We start from the raw sequence: 21337 nt of genomic DNA, 5'->3' as shown, positions 1-21337 counted from the left end.
TTGATGCCTGAAATTTCCCGTTTCAATACGCGTATGCCAAACTAACCCGCATATAGACAAGGTGAAAACTCTCTAATGGCCGATTGGCAGTCCCTCGATCCCGAGGCCGCTCGTGAAGCGGAAAAATATGAAAACCCTATTCCTAGCCGCGAACTGATCCTGGCGCATCTCGCCGATCGTGGTTCGCCTGCTAGCCGCGAGCAGTTGGTTGAAGAATTCGGTCTGACCACCGAAGACCAGCTCGAAGCCCTGCGCCGCCGTTTGCGTGCCATGGAGCGCGATGCCCAACTGATCTACACCCGCCGAGGCACTTACGCGCCTGTGGACAAGCTCGACCTGATCCTTGGCCGCATCGCCGGCCACCGTGACGGCTTCGGCTTCCTGATCCCGGACGACGGCAGTGACGACCTGTTCATGAGCCCGGCGCAAATGCGCTTGGTGTTCGACGGCGACCGTGCCCTGGCGCGCGTTTCCGGCCTCGACCGTCGTGGTCGCCGTGAAGGCGTGATCGTCGAAGTGGTGTCGCGTGCCCACGAGTCCATCGTCGGCCGTTACTTTGAAGAAGGCGGCATTGGCTTTGTCGTGCCGGATAACCCGAAGGTCCAGCAGGAAGTGCTGATCACCCCGGGCCGCAATGGCGCTGCCAAGGTCGGCCAGTTCGTCGAGGTGAAAATCACCCACTGGCCAACTGCGCGCTTCCAGCCGCAGGGCGACATCGTTGAAGTGGTCGGCAACTACATGGCGCCGGGCATGGAAATCGACGTTGCGCTGCGCACCTACGATATCCCTCACGTCTGGCCTGAGGCTGTGCTCAAAGAAGCCGCCAAGCTCAAGCCGGAAGTGGAAGAAAAAGACAAAGAAAAACGCATCGACCTGCGCCATCTGCCGTTCGTCACCATTGACGGCGAAGATGCCCGCGACTTCGACGATGCGGTTTACTGCGAAGCCAAGCCTGGCAAGCTGCGCCTGTTCTCCGGTGGCTGGAAGTTGTTCGTCGCGATTGCCGACGTGTCCAGCTATGTGAAAATCGGTTCGGCCCTGGATAACGAAGCCCAGGTGCGCGGCAACTCCGTGTACTTCCCGGAGCGCGTGATCCCGATGCTGCCTGAGCAGCTGTCCAACGGCCTGTGCTCGCTGAACCCGAAAGTCGACCGTTTGGCCATGGTGTGCGAGATGACTATCTCGAAAACCGGCGAAATGACGGACTACCAGTTCTACGAGGCGGTGATTCACTCCCAGGCGCGCCTGACCTACAACAAGGTCAGCACCATTCTGGAACAGCCGAAAACCAGCGAAGCCAAGGCCCTGCGCGGTGAGTACGGCCATGTCGTGCCGCACCTCAAGCAGCTGTATTCGCTGTACAAGGTATTGCTCGGCGCTCGTCATGTGCGTGGCGCGATCGACTTTGAAACCCAGGAAACCCGGATTGTCTTCGGCTCCGAGCGCAAGATCGCCGCGATCACGCCGACCACGCGTAACGATGCTCACAAGCTGATCGAGGAATGCATGCTGGCCGCCAACGTGGCCACTGCCGAATTCCTGAAAAAGCACGAGATTCCTGCGCTGTACCGCGTGCACGACGGCCCGCCGCCGGAGCGTCTGGAGAAGCTGCGCGCGTTCCTCGGTGAGCTTGGCCTGTCCCTGCACAAAGGCAAGGACGGCCCGACGCCGAAGGACTACCAGGCACTGCTGGCAAGCATCAAGGACCGTCCGGATTACCACGTGATCCAGACCGTGATGCTGCGCTCTCTGAGCCAGGCGGTGTACAGCGCGGATAACCAGGGCCACTTCGGCCTGAATTACGAGGCGTACACCCACTTCACCTCGCCGATTCGCCGTTACCCGGACCTGCTCACGCACCGCGCGATCCGCAGCGTGATCCATTCCAAGCAGAACACCCCGCACGTCAAGCGCGCCGGTGCCATGACCATTCCGAAGGCGCGGATCTATCCGTACGACGAAGCAGCCCTGGAGCAGTTGGGCGAGCAGTGCTCCATGAGCGAGCGCCGTGCCGACGAAGCCACCCGCGACGTAGTGAACTGGCTCAAGTGCGAGTTCATGAAGGACCGTGTGGGCGAATCGTTCCCGGGTGTGATCACCGCCGTGACCGGCTTTGGCCTGTTCGTCGAGCTGACCGACATCTACGTCGAAGGTCTGGTGCACGTTACCGCGTTGCCGGGCGACTACTACCACTTCGACCCTGTGCATCACCGCCTGGCGGGCGAGCGCACCGGTCGCAGCTTCCGTTTGGGCGACACGGTGGAAGTGCAGGTCATGCGCGTCGACCTCGACGAGCGCAAGATCGACTTCGGCATGCCAGATAAACCAGCCGAGCCGACTGGCCGTAAAAAACGTGGCGCCGAGACGACTGCGCCGGCAAGCAAAGGCAAAGGCGCGCCTGCGAAAGCCGCGGTGGCCGAGCCTGCGTCAGCCAAACCTGCTCGTCGTTCGTCTGTCAAGGACAAGGCCCCCGAAGCCTACCGCCCAAGCGATGCTGCGGCGAAAAACGCCGAGCTGCGCAAGAGCCGCGAGTTGAAGCAGCAGTTGCTCAACGAAGCCAAAAGCGGTGGTAAAGCGGCGTCTGGGGGAAAGTCCCGCGAGGCGGAAAAACCGTCGAGCAAGCCGAGCAAACATCGTAAAGGCCCGCCAAAAGCGGGTTCGGCCCCCGCGAAAAGCGGCGGGTCGCGCAAACCTAAGGCCAAGTCATGAGTCTGGAAAAAATCTACGGCGTGCACGCCGTAGAAGCACTGCTGCGTCATCACCCTAAGCGCGTCAAACAGGTGTGGTTGGCCGAAGGTCGCAGCGAGCCGCGCGTGCAAGCGTTGGTCGAGCTGGCGACCCAGAATAAAGTTGCCATCGGCCAGGCCGAGCGTCGTGAAATGGACGTGTGGGTAGAAGGCGTTCACCAGGGCGTGGTGGCGGACGTCAGTCCGAGCCAGGTTTGGGGCGAGGCAATGCTCGACGAGCTGCTCGACCGTACCGAAGGTGCGCCGCTGCTGCTGGTACTGGACGGCGTGACCGACCCGCACAACCTCGGCGCCTGCCTGCGCTCGGCGGATGCTGCCGGCGCGCTGGCAGTGATCGTGCCCAAAGACAAGTCGGCCACCCTGACACCGGTTGTGCGTAAAGTGGCCTGCGGCGCGGCGGAAGTGATTCCGCTGGTGGCCGTGACCAACCTGGCGCGCACCCTGGAGAAACTCCAGCAGCGTGGCCTGTGGGTCGTGGGCACGGCGGGCGAGGCTGAGGTCAGCATTTACGACCAGGACCTTACCGGCCCGACCATCCTGATCATGGGTGCCGAAGGCAAAGGCATGCGTCGCCTGACCCGTGAGCATTGCGATTACCTAGTGCACTTGCCGATGGCCGGTAGCGTCAGCAGCCTCAACGTTTCAGTCGCAACGGGCGTCTGCCTGTTCGAAGCCCAGCGCCAGCGCGGCGCGAAGGCCAAAGCCAAGAAATAAGGCTTAAGAGCGACGCAAGACCCTGTGGGAGCCGGGCTGCCCGCGATGGCGGTGTGTCAGTCAGCAGAGAGATTGACTGTGCCATTGTCATCGCAGGCAAGCCAGCGCCCACTTTTGTTTTGGTGTGTTGGAGATTGTTCAAATAATCACCAATCACCTTGCGCCGTTTCTCCCCCTTCTCTACAATTGCGCCCCTTGCCTTCCTGGCAGGCATTTATGTGCCTCCCTGCGGCAAGATCCATAAGTGTCATTCACTCCTTGTCTGACCGTTTTTGAGCGGCAGGCTACAACCCGTAAGGAGCATTCATGCGTCATTACGAAATCATCTTTTTGGTCCACCCGGATCAAAGCGAGCAAGTCGGCGGCATGGTTGAGCGTTACACCAAGCTGATCGAAGAAGACGGCGGCAAAATCCACCGTCTGGAAGATTGGGGCCGTCGTCAACTGGCCTACGCAATCAACAATGTTCACAAGGCTCACTACGTGATGCTGAACGTTGAGTGCACTGGCAAGGCCCTGGCCGAGCTGGAAGACAACTTCCGCTACAACGATGCAGTGATCCGTAACCTGGTCATCCGTCGCGAAGAAGCCGTTACCGGCCAATCCGAGATGCTCAAGGCTGAAGAAAACCGCAGTGAGCGCCGTGAGCGTCGCGACCGTCCTGAGCACGAAGGCGCCGAAAGCGCTGATAGTGATGACAGCGACAACAGCGATAACGCTGACGAGTAATCCACGGACCTTTTAAGGAGCCTATCAAATGGCACGTTTCTTCCGTCGTCGTAAATTCTGCCGCTTCACCGCTGAAGACGTGAAAGAGATCGATTACAAAGATCTCAACACTCTGAAAGCTTACGTATCCGAGACCGGCAAAATCGTTCCAAGCCGCATCACCGGTACCAAAGCACGTTATCAGCGTCAGCTGGCCACCGCTATCAAGCGCGCCCGCTTCCTGGCCCTGCTGGCCTACACCGACAGCCACGGCCGCTGAGACCGGGCAGTCGACAAGTAGTAAGGGATTGAATGCATGCGCGCCTTAGCTGAGTTCATCATGCGCGGTCGCGTGCAGGCCACTCTGGTAGTGGCTGGATGTGCGGCATTGCCGTTGCTTTATTGGTTGGGTGCTGCCGCAGGTTGCCTTGTGCTGCTGCGGCGCGGTTTGAAGGACGCCCTTGGCGTTCTTGCCCTGGGTTTGTTGCCGGCCTTGATCTGGTGGCTGCAAATGGGTGATCCACGGGTACTTCTGGTACTGCTGGGGTCATCGAGCCTTGCGTTGGTTTTACGCGCAAGTGAGTCCTGGGTCCGCACGCTGCTGGTCAGCGTGGCATTGGGGTTGGTGTACTCAGTGATGCTTGGCGCGGCTTTCCGCCCGCAAATCGAGGCGCTGTCGCAGGAAATCGTCAAGATCCTGCCGTTGGCCCTCGGGGATCTCTACCAGCATTTGTCGGTAGATGAGCGAGCGCGGTTTGTGTCACTGATTGCTCCGGTCCTGACCGGCCTGATTGCGGCATTGTTGCAGGTCGTCAGCGTGCTGAGCCTGATTCTTGGGCGTTATTGGCAGGCGTTGTTGTACAACCCGGGTGGTTTTGGTCGCGAGTTACGCAGTATCAGAATTCCCGCGGGGCCGGCGATGTTGCTGCTGGCGTGCATGGTTGTCGGACCGAACTTCGGTCCACAGATGGCCTTGCTGGCGCCGATTTGCAGCGTACCGCTGGTGTTTGCCGGACTGGCCCTGATTCATGGGTTGGTTGCGCGAAAGCGCCTGGCCAAGTTTTGGCTGGTGGGGTTGTACGTGACGCTGTTGCTGTTCATGCAGCTGATCTATCCGTTACTCGTGGTTTTGGCCATTGTCGACGGCCTGATTGATTTTCGCGGTCGTCTGGCGTCGAAAGACGCTGATAACGCGAACGGTGAAGGTTAAAAGTTAGAGGATTTTCACATGCAACTGATCCTTCTGGAAAAAGTCGCCAACCTGGGCAACCTGGGCGACAAAGTGAACGTTAAGGCCGGCTACGGTCGTAACTACCTGCTGCCATACGGCAAAGCCACCGCTGCAACCGCTGCCAACCTGGCTGCGTTTGAAGAGCGTCGTGCTGAGCTGGAAAAAGCAGCAGCAGACAAAAAAGCTTCGGCCGAAACTCGCGCTGCCCAACTGGCTGAGCTGGAAGTGACTATCACTGCCACCGCCGGTGACGAAGGCAAGCTGTTCGGTTCGATCGGCACCCACGACATCGCTGATGCACTGACCGCCTCCGGCGTTGAAGTGCAGAAGAGCGAAGTTCGTCTGCCGAACGGCACCATCCGCAACGTAGGCGAATTCGACGTAGCCGTGCACCTGCACGCCGAAGTTGAAGCCACCGTACGCGTTGTCGTGGTAGCAGCTTAAAGCAAGCTAACTGACTGGCACCCCGTGTGCCAGGCGGTTAACATCGGGCACGATCCTGTTTACAGGTCGTGCCTTTTGTTTTTCTACAATCCCCTAATTCCAAGTGGCCATGAACGATATTTCAGCTCCTGAGCAATACGATCTGCAAACCGCTGCCCTGAAGGTGCCGCCGCATTCCATCGAGGCCGAACAGGCCGTGCTCGGTGGCTTGATGCTGGACAACAACGCCTGGGAACGCGTGCTGGATCAAGTCTCGGACGGTGATTTCTATCGCCATGACCACCGGCTGATCTTCCGCGCCATTGCCAAGCTGGCCGACCAGAACTCACCGATCGACGTGGTGACCCTGGCCGAGCAGTTGGACAAGGAAGGCCAGACCTCCCAAGTCGGCGGCCTGGGTTACCTGGGCGAACTGGCGAAAAACACGCCGTCCGTCGCCAACATCAAGGCGTATGCCCAGATCGTTCGCGAGCGCGCCACCCTGCGCCAGTTGATCGGCATCAGCACTGAAATCGCCGACAGCGCCTTCAACCCCGAAGGCCGCACCGCCGCCGAGATCCTCGACGAAGCCGAACGCCAGATCTTCCAGATCGCCGAGGCGCGGCCTAAAACCGGCGGCCCGGTCAGCGTCAACGACCTGCTGACCAAGGCCATCGACCGGATCGACACGCTGTTCAACACCGACAACGCCATCACCGGTATTTCCACCGGTTACACCGACCTCGACGAGAAGACCAGCGGCCTGCAGCCGTCCGACTTGATCATCGTCGCCGGCCGTCCATCCATGGGTAAAACCACCTTTGCGATGAACCTGGTGGAAAACGCCGTGTTGCGCAGCGACAAGACCGTGCTGGTGTACTCCCTCGAGATGCCAGGCGAATCGCTGATCATGCGTATGCTTTCCTCGCTCGGCCGGATCGACCAGACCAAAGTACGTGCCGGTCGCCTGGAAGACGATGATTGGCCGCGCCTGACCTCGGCGGTCAACCTGCTCAATGACCGCAAGCTGTTCATCGATGACACTGCCGGCATCAGCCCCTCGGAGATGCGTGCGCGTACTCGCCGCCTGGTGCGTGAACACGGTGACATCGCCCTGATCATGATCGACTACCTGCAGCTGATGCAGATCCCGGGTTCCAGTGGCGACAACCGGACCAACGAGATTTCCGAAATCTCCCGGTCCCTCAAAGCCCTTGCCAAGGAATTCAACTGCCCGGTGGTGGCGTTGTCGCAGCTCAACCGCTCCCTGGAACAACGTCCCAACAAGCGCCCGGTGAACTCCGACTTGCGTGAATCCGGAGCGATCGAGCAGGATGCTGACGTGATCATGTTTGTGTATCGGGACGAGGTGTACCACCCCGAGACCGAGCACAAAGGCATTGCCGAGATCATCATCGGCAAGCAGCGGAACGGGCCGATCGGCTTTATCCGCCTGGCATTCATCGGTAAGTACACGCGCTTCGAGAACCTCGCGCCGGGCAGTTACAACTTCGACGACGACGAATAATTCTCCAGCGCCTGTAGAGGCCTCATCGCGGGCAAGCCCGCTCCCACACTTGAACGGTGAATACCTTCAAAAGGGGGAGCGGGCTTGCCCGCGATAGCGTCACCACAATTCCGACCATTACCGTCGGAATTGGTCAAATTTTGTGCTATATTCCGCGCCCGCGATTTTTCATCTCAACACCGGTCACCGTCATGCAAACAGCCAAGCCGTTATTTGACTATCCCAAGTACTGGGCCGAATGTTTCGGTCCTGCGCCATTCCTGCCGATGAGCAGGGAGGAGATGGATCAGCTTGGCTGGGATTCCTGCGACATCATCATCGTCACCGGTGATGCGTACGTGGATCACCCGTCGTTCGGCATGGCCATCATCGGCCGGCTGCTGGAGTCCCAGGGCTTTCGCGTCGGGATCATCGCCCAGCCGAACTGGCAGTCCAAAGACGACTTCATGAAGCTCGGCGAGCCGAACCTGTTCTTCGGCGTCGCGGCCGGCAACATGGACTCGATGATCAACCGCTACACCGCCGACAAGAAAATCCGCTCCGACGACGCCTACACCCCAGGCGGCATGGCCGGTAAACGCCCGGACCGCGCGAGCCTGGTGTATAGCCAGCGTTGCAAGGAAGCCTACAAGAACGTGCCGATCGTGCTCGGCGGCATCGAGGCTTCCCTGCGCCGCATCGCCCACTACGACTACTGGCAGGACCGTGTGCGCAACTCGATCCTGATCGACGCCACTGCCGATATCCTGCTGTATGGCAACGCCGAGCGGGCCATCGTTGAAGTCGCCCAGCGCCTGTCGTGGGGCCACAAGATCGAAGACATCACCGACGTGCGCGGCACTGCGTTCATTCGCCGTGACACGCCGGCGGGCTGGTACGAAGTGGACTCCACGCGTATCGACCGTCCGGGCAAGATCGACAAGATCATCAACCCGTACGTGAACACCCAGGACACCCAGGCCTGCGCCATCGAGCAAGAGAAAGGCCCGGTGGATGACCCGGAAGAAGCCAAGGTCGTGCAGATCCTGGCCAGCCCGAAGATGACCCGCGACAAGACCGTGATCCGCCTGCCATCGGTGGAAAAAGTCCGCGGCGACGCGGTGCTCTATGCCCACGCCAACCGCGTGTTGCACCTGGAAACCAACCCAGGCAACGCCCGCGCCCTGGTGCAGAAGCACGGTGAAGTGGACGTGTGGTTCAACCCGCCGCCCATTCCGATGACCACCGAAGAAATGGACTACGTGTTTGGCATGCCTTACGCACGTGTTCCGCACCCTGTGTACGGCAAGGAAAAGATCCCGGCCTACGACATGATCCGCTTCTCGGTGAACATCATGCGTGGCTGCTTCGGCGGCTGCACCTTCTGCTCGATCACCGAGCACGAAGGCCGCATCATCCAGAACCGTTCCGAAGAGTCGATCATTCGCGAGATCGAAGAGATCCGCGACAAAGTGCCAGGCTTCACCGGGGTGATTTCCGACCTCGGCGGCCCGACCGCGAACATGTACCGCATCGCCTGCAAGAGCCCGGAAATCGAATCCGCGTGCCGCAAGCCGTCGTGCGTGTTCCCAGGCATCTGCCCGAACCTGAACACCGACCACTCGTCGTTGATCCAGCTGTACCGCAGCGCCCGTGCGTTGCCGGGTGTGAAGAAGATTCTGATTGCTTCCGGCCTGCGCTACGACCTCGCGGTCGAGTCGCCGGAATACGTCAAAGAGCTGGTGACCCACCACGTCGGTGGCTACCTGAAGATCGCCCCGGAACACACCGAGGAAGGTCCGCTCAACCAGATGATGAAGCCGGGCATTGGCAGCTATGACAAGTTCAAGCGCATGTTCGAGAAGTACACCAAGGAAGCGGGCAAGGAGCAGTACCTGATTCCTTACTTCATCGCCGCCCACCCGGGCACCACCGATGAAGACATGATGAACCTGGCTCTGTGGCTCAAGGGCAACGGCTTCCGCGCCGACCAGGTGCAGGCGTTCTACCCGTCGCCAATGGCCACCGCCACCGCGATGTACCACTCGGGCAAGAACCCGCTGCGCAAGGTCACCTACAAGAGCGACGCGGTGACCATCGTCAAGAGCGAGGAGCAGCGCCGTCTGCACAAGGCCTTCTTGCGCTACCACGACCCGAAAGGCTGGCCGATGCTGCGTGAAGCATTGACCCGCATGGGCCGTGCCGACCTGATCGGGCCGGGCAAGGACCAGTTGATTCCACTGCACCAGCCGGCCACCGACAGCTACCAGAGCGCGCGTCGCAAGAACTCGACGCCGGCCGGCAGCCACAAGGTCGCCAAGGAAACCACCACCAGGATCCTCACCCAGCACACCGGTTTGCCACCGCGTGGCAGCGACGGCAGCAACCCGTGGGACAAGCGCGAACAAGCCAAGGCTGCGGCCATGGCGCGCAACAAGCAGGCGGCCAAGGAACGCGCCGACGCGGCCAAGGGCAAGGGCGGCAAGCCTGCGCGCAAGCCGGTCGTGCCGCGTTGATCGCAGCCTGAATATGCAAAACGCCAGCCTCGTGCTGGCGTTTTGCTTTCTAGTCGGTGGGTAGTCTGTTTGTTAAGGTGGCGCGCATTGAATCGCCTTCGCGAGCAAGCCTGCTCCCACATTTGAACGCGCTCTCCATTTGGAATGCGGTCAAATGTGGGAGCCGGGCTTGCCCGCGAAAGCGCCAGTTCAGTCACCACCTATATCAAGGAAGATCACCCTCATGAGCAACCCCTTGCTCAACATCGGCATGGACTCCAGCCGCTCCCAGTTCATGGCGCGCCAGCGCATCGAAAGCCAGATCAACCTGCCGCGGCTGTTTGCGGCCATCGATGCAGACCCCGGCATCGTCGGCGCGGGCGTCGTGTACATCGACGCCGACTTCAATGTCGTCACACTGCGCGAATTCAAGCCCATCTGCAGCATCAAGCCCAAGCGCATCATTTTGCGTGAGGCGCAGAAGTACATCGCCCCCGCGCAGTTTGCCGATCAGGTGACCAACAATCCGCGTGAGTCTCGGCTCGTGGGGGAGGCCGTCAATACGACGTTGTCTTGTGCCGGCGCAATTCTGGGTTGGATTGTGGTGTTCAGCGGCACTGTCGCCGTACCGTTCACAGGTGGCGCGAGCCTGGTGGTGGCGGGCCTGGGCGCCACTGCGGCGGCGGCCAGTACCGCGCAGTGCGTGGTGGGAGGCATGAGAACGTTCAACGAACTCAACGACCCGACCGCCAACGACGATATGGACAACGAGGAATGGTATCGCTATGCAATGCCGGTCTTGGACGCGGCCTCGCTGTTGGGCGCCGGCGCCTCTACCCTGACGACTGTTCGACTGTTGCAGGCTCGAAAAGCAACGACCGGTAGAAGCTGGTACGAGCTGTCCAAGGGGTTGACCCGCCAGCAACGTAAGGCGCTCACCAAAGAGTTGCTAAGCCTGAAAGACCCAAGCCTGAGCAATAAGCTGCTGAAGTTGCGCCAGCGCTCCGGTGAGTTGGTGAAGCGCTATTCGGCGACCGAGATCAATCACGCTACCGTTACGCAGATCAGGGATTCCCTCGGTGCCGCCATTGGTTTCACCGGGAGTGCCTTGTCCGGCAATATTCGAACCATTGCAGTGGGGTTGTACGAGGAGCTTGAGTGATGGTGCGCCAAGTCTCGTTAAAAGCTTTTTTGACTGAGTATTTCCCTGCGTTTATTTGTGCATTTTTCCTTGCCTGTTTTTCCCTGTCCGCTGCCATTTCGTTGGCATCCAGTACCTTTTTTCGCGGTGAACCAGAGCGGGCGCGTTATTCCTTTGTAGCAGCGGTTGTCCTGGGGCTGTTCTTGGCAGTCAGCCACTTTGTCATGATCAGGGGCAGAACCTGGGGCGTTTGGGCCATCGTCGCCTTCTACGTGGTGTGTTTTTTGATCGTATTACCGACCTATGGCTATCGGCCCCATATGGCTGCCTATGCCATTGGGTTGCTGTTTCCAATGCTGGGACTGCTGTTGCTCAACAGTAAGCGTCATCGGGAAATGCGCCGTCAGCTCCTGGAAATCCGCCACCAGCGCGAAGCCATGAGCGCAAAGCACAAGGCCCGCTGACTGGGTAGGTGCGCCACCCAGCCTCGCACGCTCGCCATCAATATGTGCAGCGCGTGCACCATTGGACGGACGACGGCGCCGTTTGGGACTCGACGCCGGCCCGCCGCCACGTGGCCGCAACGGCAGCAACCCGGTCGTGCCGCGTTGATCGCAGCCTGAATATGCAAAACGCCAGCCTCGTGCTGGCGTTTTGCTTTCTAGTCGGTGGGTAGCCTGTTTGTTAAGGTGGCGCCCATTGAATCGCCTTCGCGAGCAAGCCCGCTCCCACATTCGACCGCATTCTCCATTTGGAATGCGGTCGAATGTGGGAGCGGGCTTGCCCGCGAAAGCGCCAGTTCAGTCACCACCTATATCAAGGAAGATCACCCCATGAGCAACCCCTTGCTCAACATTGGCATGGACTCCAACCGCTCCCAATTCATGGCGCGCCAGCGCATCGAAAGCGAACTCAACCTGCCGCGGATATTTGCCGCCATCGACGCCGACCCCAACATCGTTGGCGCAGGCGTGGTGTATATCGACGCCGACTTCAATGTCGTCACCCTGCGTGAGTTCAAGCCCATCTGCAGCATTCAGCCCAAGCGCATCATTGTGCGTGAGGCGCAGAAATACGTCGCGCCAGCGCAGTTTGCTGACCAAGTGATGAATAACGCGCGCGAGTCGCGGTTGATCAGCGAAGCCTTCAACACCACCTTGTCCTGCGGCGGCGCGGTGCTGGGTTGGCTGGTGATGTTAAGCGGCACCATCGCGGTGCCGTTCAGCGGTGGCGCCAGCTCGGTCATCACCGTCATTGGCTACACCAGCGCAACCGCCAGTACGGCGTCCTGTTTGATGGGGGCCTTTCGCACCCGCAATGAGATCGTCAACCCTGGCATGAATGATTATCTGGATAACGAGGAGTGGTACCAGACCGCTACCAAGATCATGGATGGCGCCGCCTTGGTGGGCGTGGGCGCGTCTGCGCTGACCACGGTCAAATTGGTCAATGTGGCCCGTGCATCCACCGGCAAAACCCTGCGCCAAGTGCTCAAAGGCCTGAACGGTCAGGAGCGGGAAAAGCTGACAAAAGAGCTGCTGAAAATCGCCGACCCACAGATGTCGACCAAGATGCGCAAGCTGCTGCAATTGCGCGGCGATTTGCCCAAGCGCTTTACCCACACTCAGCTCAAGCACGCCACCATCGTCCAGCTCGGCGACGCTTTCAGTGCAGGGCTGAGCGTCTGGGGGCTGGTGCGCTCGGACAACCCCAAACAGCTCAAAACCTTGGCGATAGGGTTGTACGAGGAGCTTGAATAATGAATGGCGTCCCGTCATTGAAACCCTTTTTGCTAGAACATTTTCCCTCGTTCATCGGCGTGATTCTCGCCGGTTGCCTTGGCGGTTCCGGCGCAATTTCCCTGGCGGCCGCCACCTATTTTGCCGACGTGCCCATGGCCACCAATGCCACCGTCTCGTGGTTCGTGGTGATCTTCGCGGCCTTGTTCGTGGTCAACAGCAACTTCCTGGTCGTGCGCGGGCACGCCTGGGCGGTGCGGGGCATGGTCGGCTTTTTTGTGGTGTGCTTGCTGGTGGTGCTTCCGACGCTGCAGTTTCACCCTCACTGGTTTATCTACAGCGAAAGCCTGTTCTGGCCATTGCTCGGTTTGTTGCTGATCAACAGCAATGGCTATCGGGCGATGGTCAGGAAATTGGTTGAGGTACGGCGCCTGCGCAAGGCGTCCAAGGCTGCTTGACTGGGTAGATTCACCACCCCAACCGCGCACACACGCCACAAATATGTGCAGCACATGCACCAATGCACTGACGACGGCGCCGTTTTGGTGCTGTACTGCAGCGGGTCTTACGATAAAGCGCAATGACTGCCGCTCTGGCATAAGTCTTGCGCGCGTTGTGTCCATGCCCTGGCTCGCAGGAGGCCGCCGTGTCGATTCATGTCGCGTTGCACCACGTTACGCATTACCGCTACGACCGCGCTGTCGAACTCGGCCCACAGATCGTGCGTTTACGCCCGGCTGCCCATAGCCGCACGCGGATTTTGTCCTACGCACTCAAAGTGCTGCCCGAGCAGCACTTCATCAACTGGCAGCAGGACCCGCAGGGCAACTACCTGGCGCGCCTGGTGTTCCCGGAAAAGACTGACCAGCTGCGCATTGAAGTCGACCTGGTCGCCGAGATGGCGGTATTCAATCCGTTCGACTTTTTCCTCGAGCCCTACGCCGAAAAGATCCCTTTCAGCTACGCCGCCGATGAGCAGCGCGAGCTGGCGCCGTACCTGGAAACCCTGCCGCTGACGCCAAAGTTTGCCGCCTACCTGGCCGGCATCGACCGCACGCCCTTGCCGGCCGTGGACTTTCTGGTCGGCCTCAATCAACGCCTGGCGGCTGATATCGGCTACCTGATCCGCATGGAACCCGGTGTGCAAACCCCGGAGTTCACCCTGGAAAACGCTTCTGGCTCCTGCCGCGATTCGGCCTGGCTGTTGGTGCAGTTGCTGCGCAATCTGGGGTTGGCGGCGCGTTTTGTGTCGGGCTACCTGATCCAACTGACCGCCGACGTCAAAGCCCTCGACGGCCCGTCCGGCACCGACGTCGACTTCACCGACCTGCACGCCTGGTGCGAAGTGTATTTGCCCGGCGCCGGCTGGATCGGCCTGGATGCGACCTCCGGGCTGTTTGCCGGTGAAGGCCATATCCCGTTGGCCTGTAGTCCCGATCCATCGTCCGCCGCGCCGATCAGTGGGCTGGTGGAGCCTTGCGAGTGCGAATTTACCCACGAGATGTCGGTTGAACGCATCTGGGAAGCGCCTCGGGTTACCAAGCCCTACACCGAAGAGCAGTGGCTGGCGATCCAGGCACTGGGCCGGCAGATCGACGCCGACCTGCTCAAGGACGATGTACGCCTGACCATGGGCGGCGAGCCGACCTTCGTCTCGATCGACGACCCCGATGGCGCCGAGTGGAACACCGCTGCGCTGGGGCCGGACAAGCGTCGCCTGTCTGCCGAGTTGTTCCAGCGCATGCGCAAACACTACGCGCCCACGGGGCTGGTGCACTTCGGCCAGGGCAAGTGGTACCCCGGCGAGCAACTGCCGCGCTGGTCGCTCAATTGTTATTGGCGCCGCGACGGTGTGCCGATCTGGCACAACAGCGCGCTGATCGCCGATGAACAGGAAGATTACGGCGCCGACGGGGTGATGGCCGGGCGCTTCCTGGCCTGCGTCGCCGAACGCCTGAAGTTGCCGGCGCGCTTCGTGTTTCCAGCTTTCGAAGACAATTTCTACTACCTGAGGCGCGAAGGTGCGTTGCCACAAAACGTCACCGCCCAGGACCCGCGTCTGAGCGACGACCTGGAGCGTGAGCGCCTGCGCAAAGTCTTCAGCCAGGGCCTGGATAAGGTCATCGGCCAAGTGCTGCCGCTGGCGCGCACGGCCGCCAATGATCGCTGGCAGAGTGGGCGCTGGTACCTGCGCGACAACCACTGCCGCCTGGTGCCGGGCGATTCGCCGCTGGGTTATCGCCTGCCGTTGGCCTCGCAGCCTTGGGTGACCGCCGCGGAATACCCGTTCGTGCATCCGACCGACCCGAACCAGGATCAGCCGGAGCTGTCGACCACCGCGCAGTTGCAAAGCCACGGTGAACCCGCGACGAGCGATGAGCGCGTGCCGAAAGTCGACGAATCCGCCGACTGGCTGACCCGCACCGCCTTGTGCGCCGAAGCGCGGGAAGGGCGCCTCTACCTGTTCATGCCGCCGCTGGAGCGCGTCGAGGATTACCTGGAGCTGGTGGCCGCCATCGAAGCCACCGCCGAAGAACTGCACTGCCCGGTGTTGCTGGAAGGTTATGAGCCGCCGTTCGACACGCGCCTGAGCAACTTCCGGGTCACGCCGGACCCGGGTGTGATCGAGGTCAACGTGCAGCCGTCCGCCACGTGGGACGAGTTGGTCGAGCGCACCGAATTTCTCTACGAGGAGGCGCGGCAAACGCGCCTCACCACGGAAAAATTCATGATCGACGGCCGCCACACCGGCACCGGCGGTGGTAACCACTTTGTGCTCGGCGGCGCCACGCCCAAGGATTCGCCGTTCCTGCGCCGCCCGGACTTGCTGCGCAGTTTGATCAGTTATTGGCATAACCACCCGTCGCTGTCGTACCTGTTTTCCGGGCTGTTTATCGGCCCGACCTCCCAGGCACCGCGGGTGGATGAGGCGCGTAACGACGCGCTGTACGAGCTGGAAATCGCCTTCGCACAAATGCCCGAGCCCGGCGAAGAATGCCCGCCGTGGCTGGTCGACCGCCTGCTGCGTAACCTGCTGATCGACGTGACGGGCAACACCCACCGCGCCGAATTCTGCATCGATAAGCTCTACTCGCCGGACGGCGCCACTGGCCGCCTGGGTTTGCTGGAACTGCGCGCGTTTGAAATGCCACCGCATGCGCGCATGAGCCTGACCCAGCAATTGCTGCTGCGCGCCTTGGTCGCGCGCTTCTGGCGTGAGCCGTACGCGCCGCCGAAACTGGCGCGCTGGGGCACCGAGCTGCATGACCGCTTCCTGTTGCCGCACTTCATCGAGCAGGATTTCGCCGACGTGATCGTCGAACTGAACGCCGCCGGTTACCCGCTGCGCGCCGAATGGTTTGCTGCGCACCTGGAATTTCGTTTCCCCAAGGTGGGCGACTACGCCGTCAGCGGCATCGAACTGGAGCTGCGCCAGGCTCTGGAGCCTTGGCACGTACTGGGCGAGGAGGGCGCGGTGGGCGGCACGGTGCGTTATGTGGATTCGTCGCTTGAGCGCTTGCAGGTGAAGCTGAGCGGGCTGCCACCACAACGCTATTTGCTGACGTGCAATGGCATTCCGGTGCCCCTGCAGCCCACCGGGCGTGTGGGTGAGTTTGTCGCCGGCGTGCGCTACCGCGCCTGGCAACCGGCCAACTGCCTGCAGCCGACCATCGCGGTGCACGCGCCACTGGTGTTCGACCTGCTCGACACCTGGATGCAACGCTCGCTGGGCGGCTGCCAGTACCACGTCGCCCACCCGGGAGGGCGCAATTACGACAGCTTGCCGGTGAACGCCAATGAGGCAGAGAGCCGGCGCATGGCGCGGTTTTTCCGCTTGGGGCATAGCCCAGGCAAGTTGCCCGTGCCTCCTTTGGTTATCAATGATGAACTACCGATGACCTTGGATTTGCGGCGTTTCCCCAATAAAAATGACTGAATGCTGTTCAAATGTGAGAGCGGGCTTGCTCGCGAAAGCGGTGAATCAGTCGATATATGAGTTGATTGACCCGCCGTATTCGCGAGCAAGCCCGCTCCCACATTAGACTGTGGTGACTTTGACTTCCCTTGCCTCTGCCGAGCGTTCCATGTCCGACTTGCTCGACCGTTACCCGCTGACTGCGGGCACTTACCACGAACTGCTGGACGACAGCGGCGCGGTGCGTGCCCATTGGCAGCGCTTGCTTGATCACCTGCAACGCAGCGCGCCCGCGCAATTGGCCCAGCGCCAGGCGCTGCTGACCCGGCAGATCCAGGAAAACGGCGTGACCTACAACGTCTACGCCGACCCCAAGGGCGCCGATCGCCCGTGGGAGCTGGATTTACTCCCGCATGTGCTGGCCGCCGATGAGTGGCGGCACTTGTCGGCCGGTATCGCCCAGCGTGCGCGCCTGCTCAATGCCGTGTTGGCCGACCTGTATGGCCCGCAGCTTCTGATCAAAGAAGGCCTGCTGCCGGCTGAGCTGGTGTTCGGGCATAACAACTTCCTCTGGCCGTGCCAAGGCATCCAGCCGCCGGACGGTACGTTTCTGCACCTGTACGCCGTGGACCTGGCGCGCACCCCCGATGGCCGCTGGTGGGTCACCGCCGACCGTACCCAGGCGCCTTCGGGCGCCGGTTATGCGCTGGAAAACCGCACCATCGTGTCCCGCGCCTTTCCGGATTTGTACCGCGACCTGCAGGTTCAGCACCTCACCGGTTTCTTCCGCACGCTGCAGGAAACCCTGGCCCGCCAGGCTTCCTGCGACGACCAGTCGCCGCTGATCGTGTTGCTGACGCCGGGGCGTTTCAACGAGAGCTATTTCGAACACCTGTACCTGGCGCGACAGCTTGGCTACCCGTTGGTGGAAGGCGGCGACCTCACCGTGCGCGACAGCACCGTGTTCCTGAAAACCCTCAGCGGCCTGCGCCGGGTGCACGCGATCATGCGTCGCCTGGACGACGACTTCTGCGACCCGCTGGAACTGCGCACCGACTCTGCCCTGGGCGTGCCCGGCCTGCTGGATGCCGTGCGCCAAGGCAATGTGTTGGTGGCCAATGCCCTGGGCAGTGGCGTGCTGGAGTCACCGGGCTTGCTCGGTTTTTTGCCGAAGATCAACCAGTTCCTGTTTGGTGAAGAATTGATCCTGCCGTCCATCGCCACTTGGTGGTGCGGTGAGGCGCCGGTGCTCGCCGAGGCCCTGGAAAAACTGCCCGAGCTGCTGATCAAACCGGCGTTTCCATCGCAAAGTTTCGCCCCGGTATTTGGCCGCGACTTGAGCGACGAACAACGCCAGGCGCTGGCCGAACGCATGCGTGCGCGGCCTTATGCGTATGTCGCCCAGGAGTTGGCGCAACTGTCCCAGGCGCCGGTGTGGCATACCGTGGATGACCATTTGCAACACCGCGCCATCGGCATGCGCGTGTACGCGGTGGCCAGCGACGAGGGCTACCGCGTGCTGCCCGGGGGCCTGACCCGTGTGGCGGCCGAGGCCGACGCCGATGTGGTATCGATGCAACGCGGCGGCGCGAGCAAAGACACGTGGGTGCTGGGCGAGCGTACGGCGGGTGGCGAACAGTGGCGCGCGCAGCGGCCAATTGGCGCCCACGATCTGGTGCGCCGCGACCCCTACCTGCCGTCACGCGTGGTGGAAAACCTGTTTTGGTTTGGCCGTTACTGCGAACGCTGTGATGACAGTGCGCGCTGGCTGCGGATTGTGCTGGCGCGGTATGTGGACGGTGACGACCCGCTGGCCTTGCAGGCGGCGGTCGAGCTGGGCGAGACCCTGCGCTTGCTGCCCGAAGAAGGGGAATTGCCCGAGCGGCTGCTTGCCGCCTTGCTTGGCGATGACTGGCCATCAAGCCTGCGCGCCAACCTGCAGCGTCTGCAGTGGGCGGCGTCCCAGGTGCGCGGCAAGCTGTCGCGGGAAAACTGGCAGGCCTTGGTCGAGCTGCAGCGCGAAGCCCTGGAGCTGGAAAGCGAGACCCCGGACTTCGGCGAACTGCTGGATTTCCTCAACCGCCTGGTGATGTCCCTGGCGGCGCTGTCCGGCTTTGCCCTGGATGACATGACCCGTGATGAAGGCTGGCGTTTCTTGATGATGGGCCGGCGCATCGAGCGTCTGCAGTTCCTGAGCAGCAGCCTGGCGGCGTTCCTGCGTGGCGTGGCGGTGTTTGATCAGGCCGGGCTTGAGTGGCTGCTGGAGTTGGGTAACAGCAGCATCACCTATCGCTCGCGCTACCTGGCGGTGCCGCAGCTGATCCCGGTACTTGACCTGTTGTTGCTGGATGAGCAGAACCCGCATGCGGTGCTGTTCCAGCTGAAACTGGTCAGCCGCACGTTACGTCGTCTTAACGATGACTTCGGTGTGCCTCGGGAAACCGGGCTGGCGCCGTTGGTGGAGCGCCTGGCACGTTTTGATCTCGGTTGCCTGGAGAACCCGCTGTTCGGCGAGTCCAGCGTGCGTGCCGCGTTGGACGGCCTGGCTGACCTGCTGCAAGCGGTGGCCGATGAGAGTGGGCAAGTGTCGGATCGCCTGGCGTTGCGTCATTTTGCCCATGTGGATGATGTCAGCCAGCAGACGGTGTCGGTGTGATGAGTGCGCGCTACCAGATTTTTCACGATACCCACTACCACTACGACAGCCCGGTGTCGCTGGCGCAGCAGCTGGCGCACTTGTGGCCACGGCCGTGTGCGTGGCAGCGTTGCAGTTCGCAGCAACTGGAAATCAGCCCGGAGCCGACGGCGCGGCGCGATGAGCTGGACGTGTTCGGCAACCCGATCACTCGGCTGGCGTTCGAACGGCCCCATGATGAGCTGCTGGTGAATGCGGGGCTGACCGTCGAAGTGCTGGCGCGGCCTGCGCTGGATTTTCAGCAATCGCCGGCTTGGGATCAAACCCGCGACAGCCTGACTTACAGCAGCCAGCCGCTGTCAGCCGAATTGATCGAAGCCTGCCGCTATCGCTTCGAATCGCCCTACGTGCACCTGAAAAAAACCTTCGTCGAGTTTTCCGAAAGCTGTTTTCCGCCCGGCGAGCCGTTGCTGCTCGGCGTGCAGGCGTTGATGGAGAAGATTTTCAGCGAGTTCACCTTCGATGCCGAGGCCACCCAGGTCGCCACGCCGCTGGTGGAAGTGCTGGAGCGCCGACGCGGCGTGTGCCAGGACTTCGCCCACCTGATGCTCGCCTGCCTGCGCTCGCGTGGCCTGGCGGCGCGGTATATCAGTGGCTATCTGCTGACGCAGCCACCGCCCGGCCAGCCACGGCTGATCGGCGCCGATGCATCGCACGCGTGGGTTTCGGTGTATTGCCCGGTGTCGGGCTGGGTAGATTTTGATCCGACCAACAATGTGCAGCCGGCACTGGAGCACATCACCTTGGCCTGGGGCCGGGATTTCTCGGATGTGTCGCCGTTGCGGGGGGTGATTCTGGGAGGAGGGAACCATGACCCGGAGGTGCGGGTGACGGTGATGCCGCTGCAATAGCAGTGGATTGAGGCGAGCAGGGAAAGCCTGCTCACCTCAACAGAATTTATTCAGCCGGGTCTTTCGGTGTCTCGGTTTCGTCGGTTGCCACTTCACCTTCGGCATCCGGGTTCAGTGCACTTGCTTCTTCATCTGCAGCGGCTTTCTTGCGTTGCAGCTTTTCCTCTTTCTTCTGCTCCTTGGCCAAGTCTCTCTGACGTTTGGCGAAGGAGTAATTAGGTTTGGCCATGGGCGATCCTCTAGGGTCGAAGGTGAGGGTGGCGGCGCGCAGCTGCCTTGGGTCGCTATGGTAGCAGCTTAGCGGCGCGGTTGGCCTTCACTTACCGCAGGCATACGCGGCCAGCAAGCCGTTGAACAGTTGATTCAGATGCATGGCGCGGGCTCCAGGGGGGATGAGCCGATCATAGGCAGGTGGTCGAACTTTGGCTGGTAGATTGTGTTGATCAGTCTGATAGCCTAAAGTTGTATACAATCTGTTGATTCAGATCATAAGAATTCAGGCCTGCTTGAGGCACCCTTGTCGCAATACGCGTTTTTTAAACCCTGCCATGGAGATTCACATGTTTGCCAAAATCGTTGCTGTTTCCCTGCTGACACTGGCGAGCGGCCAGTTGCTTGCTGCAGAGTGCGCGGTCACTGTTGATTCCACCGACCAGATGTCCTTCAACACCAAAGAAATCACCATCGACAAGAGCTGCAAGACGTTCACCGTAAACCTGGAACACTCCGGCAGCTTGCCGAAGAACGTCATGGGCCATAACTGGGTGTTGAGCTCCGCTGCCGACATGCCTGGCATCGCCAGCGACGGCATGGCCGCCGGCATTGAAAAGAATTACCTCAAAGACGGCGACACGCGCATCATCGCCCACACCAAGATCATTGGTGCTGGCGAGAAAGATGCCGTGACCTTCGATGTGTCGAAACTGGCTGCCGGTACGGATTACGCGTTCTTCTGCTCGTTCCCAGGCCACATCTCGATGATGAAAGGCACTGTGACCGTCAAGTAAGCCGATCCTGGTCGAAAAAAAGCGCCTTGCGGGGCGCTTTTTTGTGGGCGTTAAATACCTTGTGGCGAGCGGGCTTGCCCCGCGTTGGGCTGCGCAGCGGCCCCAAAACCTGCAACACGGTCCGTCTGAATGAACGCGTTTGCCTTACTGGGGCTGCTGCGCA

General features: G+C 61.1%; 17 protein-coding genes. 16 read left to right on the top strand and 1 reads right to left on the bottom strand.

Annotated elements, in window-relative coordinates; translation table 11 throughout:
* Positions 1-75 precede the first annotated feature (75 nt).
* The 15 genes from rnr to ACP7B3_RS16070 all read left to right on the top strand — a co-directional run bounded on the left by rnr (position 76) and on the right by ACP7B3_RS16070 (position 20167).
* Positions 76-2709 (top strand): ribonuclease R, encoded by a 2634-nt coding sequence (rnr, locus tag ACP7B3_RS16140; protein ID WP_262208763.1) that lies wholly within the window; start codon positions 76-78, stop codon positions 2707-2709.
* A complete protein-coding gene (gene rlmB, locus ACP7B3_RS16135) occupies positions 2706-3461 on the top strand; it encodes a 23S rRNA (guanosine(2251)-2'-O)-methyltransferase RlmB (RefSeq protein ID WP_010213600.1) in 756 nt (251 codons plus the stop codon). The genes rnr and rlmB overlap by 4 nt, the downstream gene beginning before the upstream one ends.
* A gap of 306 nt (positions 3462-3767) precedes the next feature.
* Positions 3768-4190 carry a 30S ribosomal protein S6 gene (rpsF, locus tag ACP7B3_RS16130; protein ID WP_003217491.1) on the top strand — a complete coding sequence of 141 codons (423 nt, stop codon included), beginning with the start codon at positions 3768-3770 and terminating at the stop codon, positions 4188-4190.
* Positions 4191-4218: 28 nt separating this feature from the next.
* Positions 4219-4449 carry a 30S ribosomal protein S18 gene (gene rpsR / locus ACP7B3_RS16125; RefSeq protein WP_002551829.1) on the top strand — a complete coding sequence of 77 codons (231 nt, stop codon included), beginning with the start codon at positions 4219-4221 and terminating at the stop codon, positions 4447-4449.
* Positions 4450-4485: 36 nt separating this feature from the next.
* Complete coding sequence (locus ACP7B3_RS16120) at positions 4486-5379, top strand: hypothetical protein (RefSeq protein ID WP_426179636.1); 894 nt, start codon at positions 4486-4488, stop codon at positions 5377-5379.
* 18 nt (positions 5380-5397) lie between these two features.
* Positions 5398-5844 carry a 50S ribosomal protein L9 gene (gene rplI / locus ACP7B3_RS16115; protein WP_003171376.1) on the top strand — a complete coding sequence of 149 codons (447 nt, stop codon included), beginning with the start codon at positions 5398-5400 and terminating at the stop codon, positions 5842-5844.
* Between the two features lie 109 nt (positions 5845-5953).
* Complete coding sequence (dnaB, locus tag ACP7B3_RS16110; RefSeq protein ID WP_017526410.1) at positions 5954-7351, top strand: replicative DNA helicase; 1398 nt, start codon at positions 5954-5956, stop codon at positions 7349-7351.
* Between the two features lie 191 nt (positions 7352-7542).
* On the top strand, positions 7543-9846 hold the full coding sequence (locus ACP7B3_RS16105) for a YgiQ family radical SAM protein (protein ID WP_197625740.1): 2304 nt from the start codon (positions 7543-7545) through the stop codon (positions 9844-9846).
* 223 nt (positions 9847-10069) lie between these two features.
* Positions 10070-10987 carry an NAD synthetase gene (locus ACP7B3_RS16100; RefSeq protein WP_145160177.1) on the top strand — a complete coding sequence of 306 codons (918 nt, stop codon included), beginning with the start codon at positions 10070-10072 and terminating at the stop codon, positions 10985-10987.
* The gene (locus tag ACP7B3_RS16095; protein WP_426179633.1) at positions 10987-11430 is read left to right on the top strand and encodes a hypothetical protein; all 444 of its coding nucleotides are present in this window, start codon (positions 10987-10989) and stop codon (positions 11428-11430) included. Before ACP7B3_RS16100 ends, ACP7B3_RS16095 begins: the two co-directional genes overlap by 1 nt.
* Before the next feature lie 369 nt (positions 11431-11799).
* On the top strand, positions 11800-12726 hold the full coding sequence (locus ACP7B3_RS16090) for an NAD synthetase (protein ID WP_262208769.1): 927 nt from the start codon (positions 11800-11802) through the stop codon (positions 12724-12726).
* On the top strand, positions 12726-13163 hold the full coding sequence (locus ACP7B3_RS16085; RefSeq protein ID WP_426179631.1) for a hypothetical protein: 438 nt from the start codon (positions 12726-12728) through the stop codon (positions 13161-13163). Before ACP7B3_RS16090 ends, ACP7B3_RS16085 begins: the two co-directional genes overlap by 1 nt.
* 188 nt (positions 13164-13351) lie before the next feature.
* Entirely contained in the window at positions 13352-16642 is a 3291-nt protein-coding gene (locus tag ACP7B3_RS16080) for a DUF2126 domain-containing protein (protein ID WP_426179630.1), read from the top strand.
* Between the two features lie 148 nt (positions 16643-16790).
* Positions 16791-19277, top strand: a complete 2487-nt coding sequence (locus ACP7B3_RS16075) for a circularly permuted type 2 ATP-grasp protein (protein ID WP_426179628.1) — start codon at positions 16791-16793, stop codon at positions 19275-19277.
* Positions 19277-20167: a transglutaminase family protein gene (locus ACP7B3_RS16070; RefSeq protein WP_145160189.1), complete on the top strand. Its 891-nt coding sequence runs from the start codon at positions 19277-19279 to the stop codon at positions 20165-20167. Before ACP7B3_RS16075 ends, ACP7B3_RS16070 begins: the two co-directional genes overlap by 1 nt.
* Before the next feature lie 46 nt (positions 20168-20213).
* On the opposite strand, the gene ACP7B3_RS16065 is transcribed toward ACP7B3_RS16070, so the two are convergent.
* A complete protein-coding gene (locus tag ACP7B3_RS16065) occupies positions 20214-20396 on the bottom strand; it encodes a hypothetical protein (RefSeq protein WP_106577640.1) in 183 nt (60 codons plus the stop codon).
* A 331-nt stretch (positions 20397-20727) separates the two neighbouring features.
* Between ACP7B3_RS16065 and azu the strand changes: the two genes are divergently transcribed.
* Positions 20728-21174 (top strand): azurin, encoded by a 447-nt coding sequence (azu, locus tag ACP7B3_RS16060; protein ID WP_119737895.1) that lies wholly within the window; start codon positions 20728-20730, stop codon positions 21172-21174.
* The last annotated feature ends 163 nt before the right edge of the window (positions 21175-21337 follow it).

It is taken from the genome of Pseudomonas sp. TWRC1-2 (assembly GCF_049896685.1).
GTDB lineage: Bacteria > Pseudomonadota > Gammaproteobacteria > Pseudomonadales > Pseudomonadaceae > Aquipseudomonas.
Note: the sequence above shows the minus strand (reverse complement) of the source record. Positions and strands in the feature narration are given on the sequence as shown.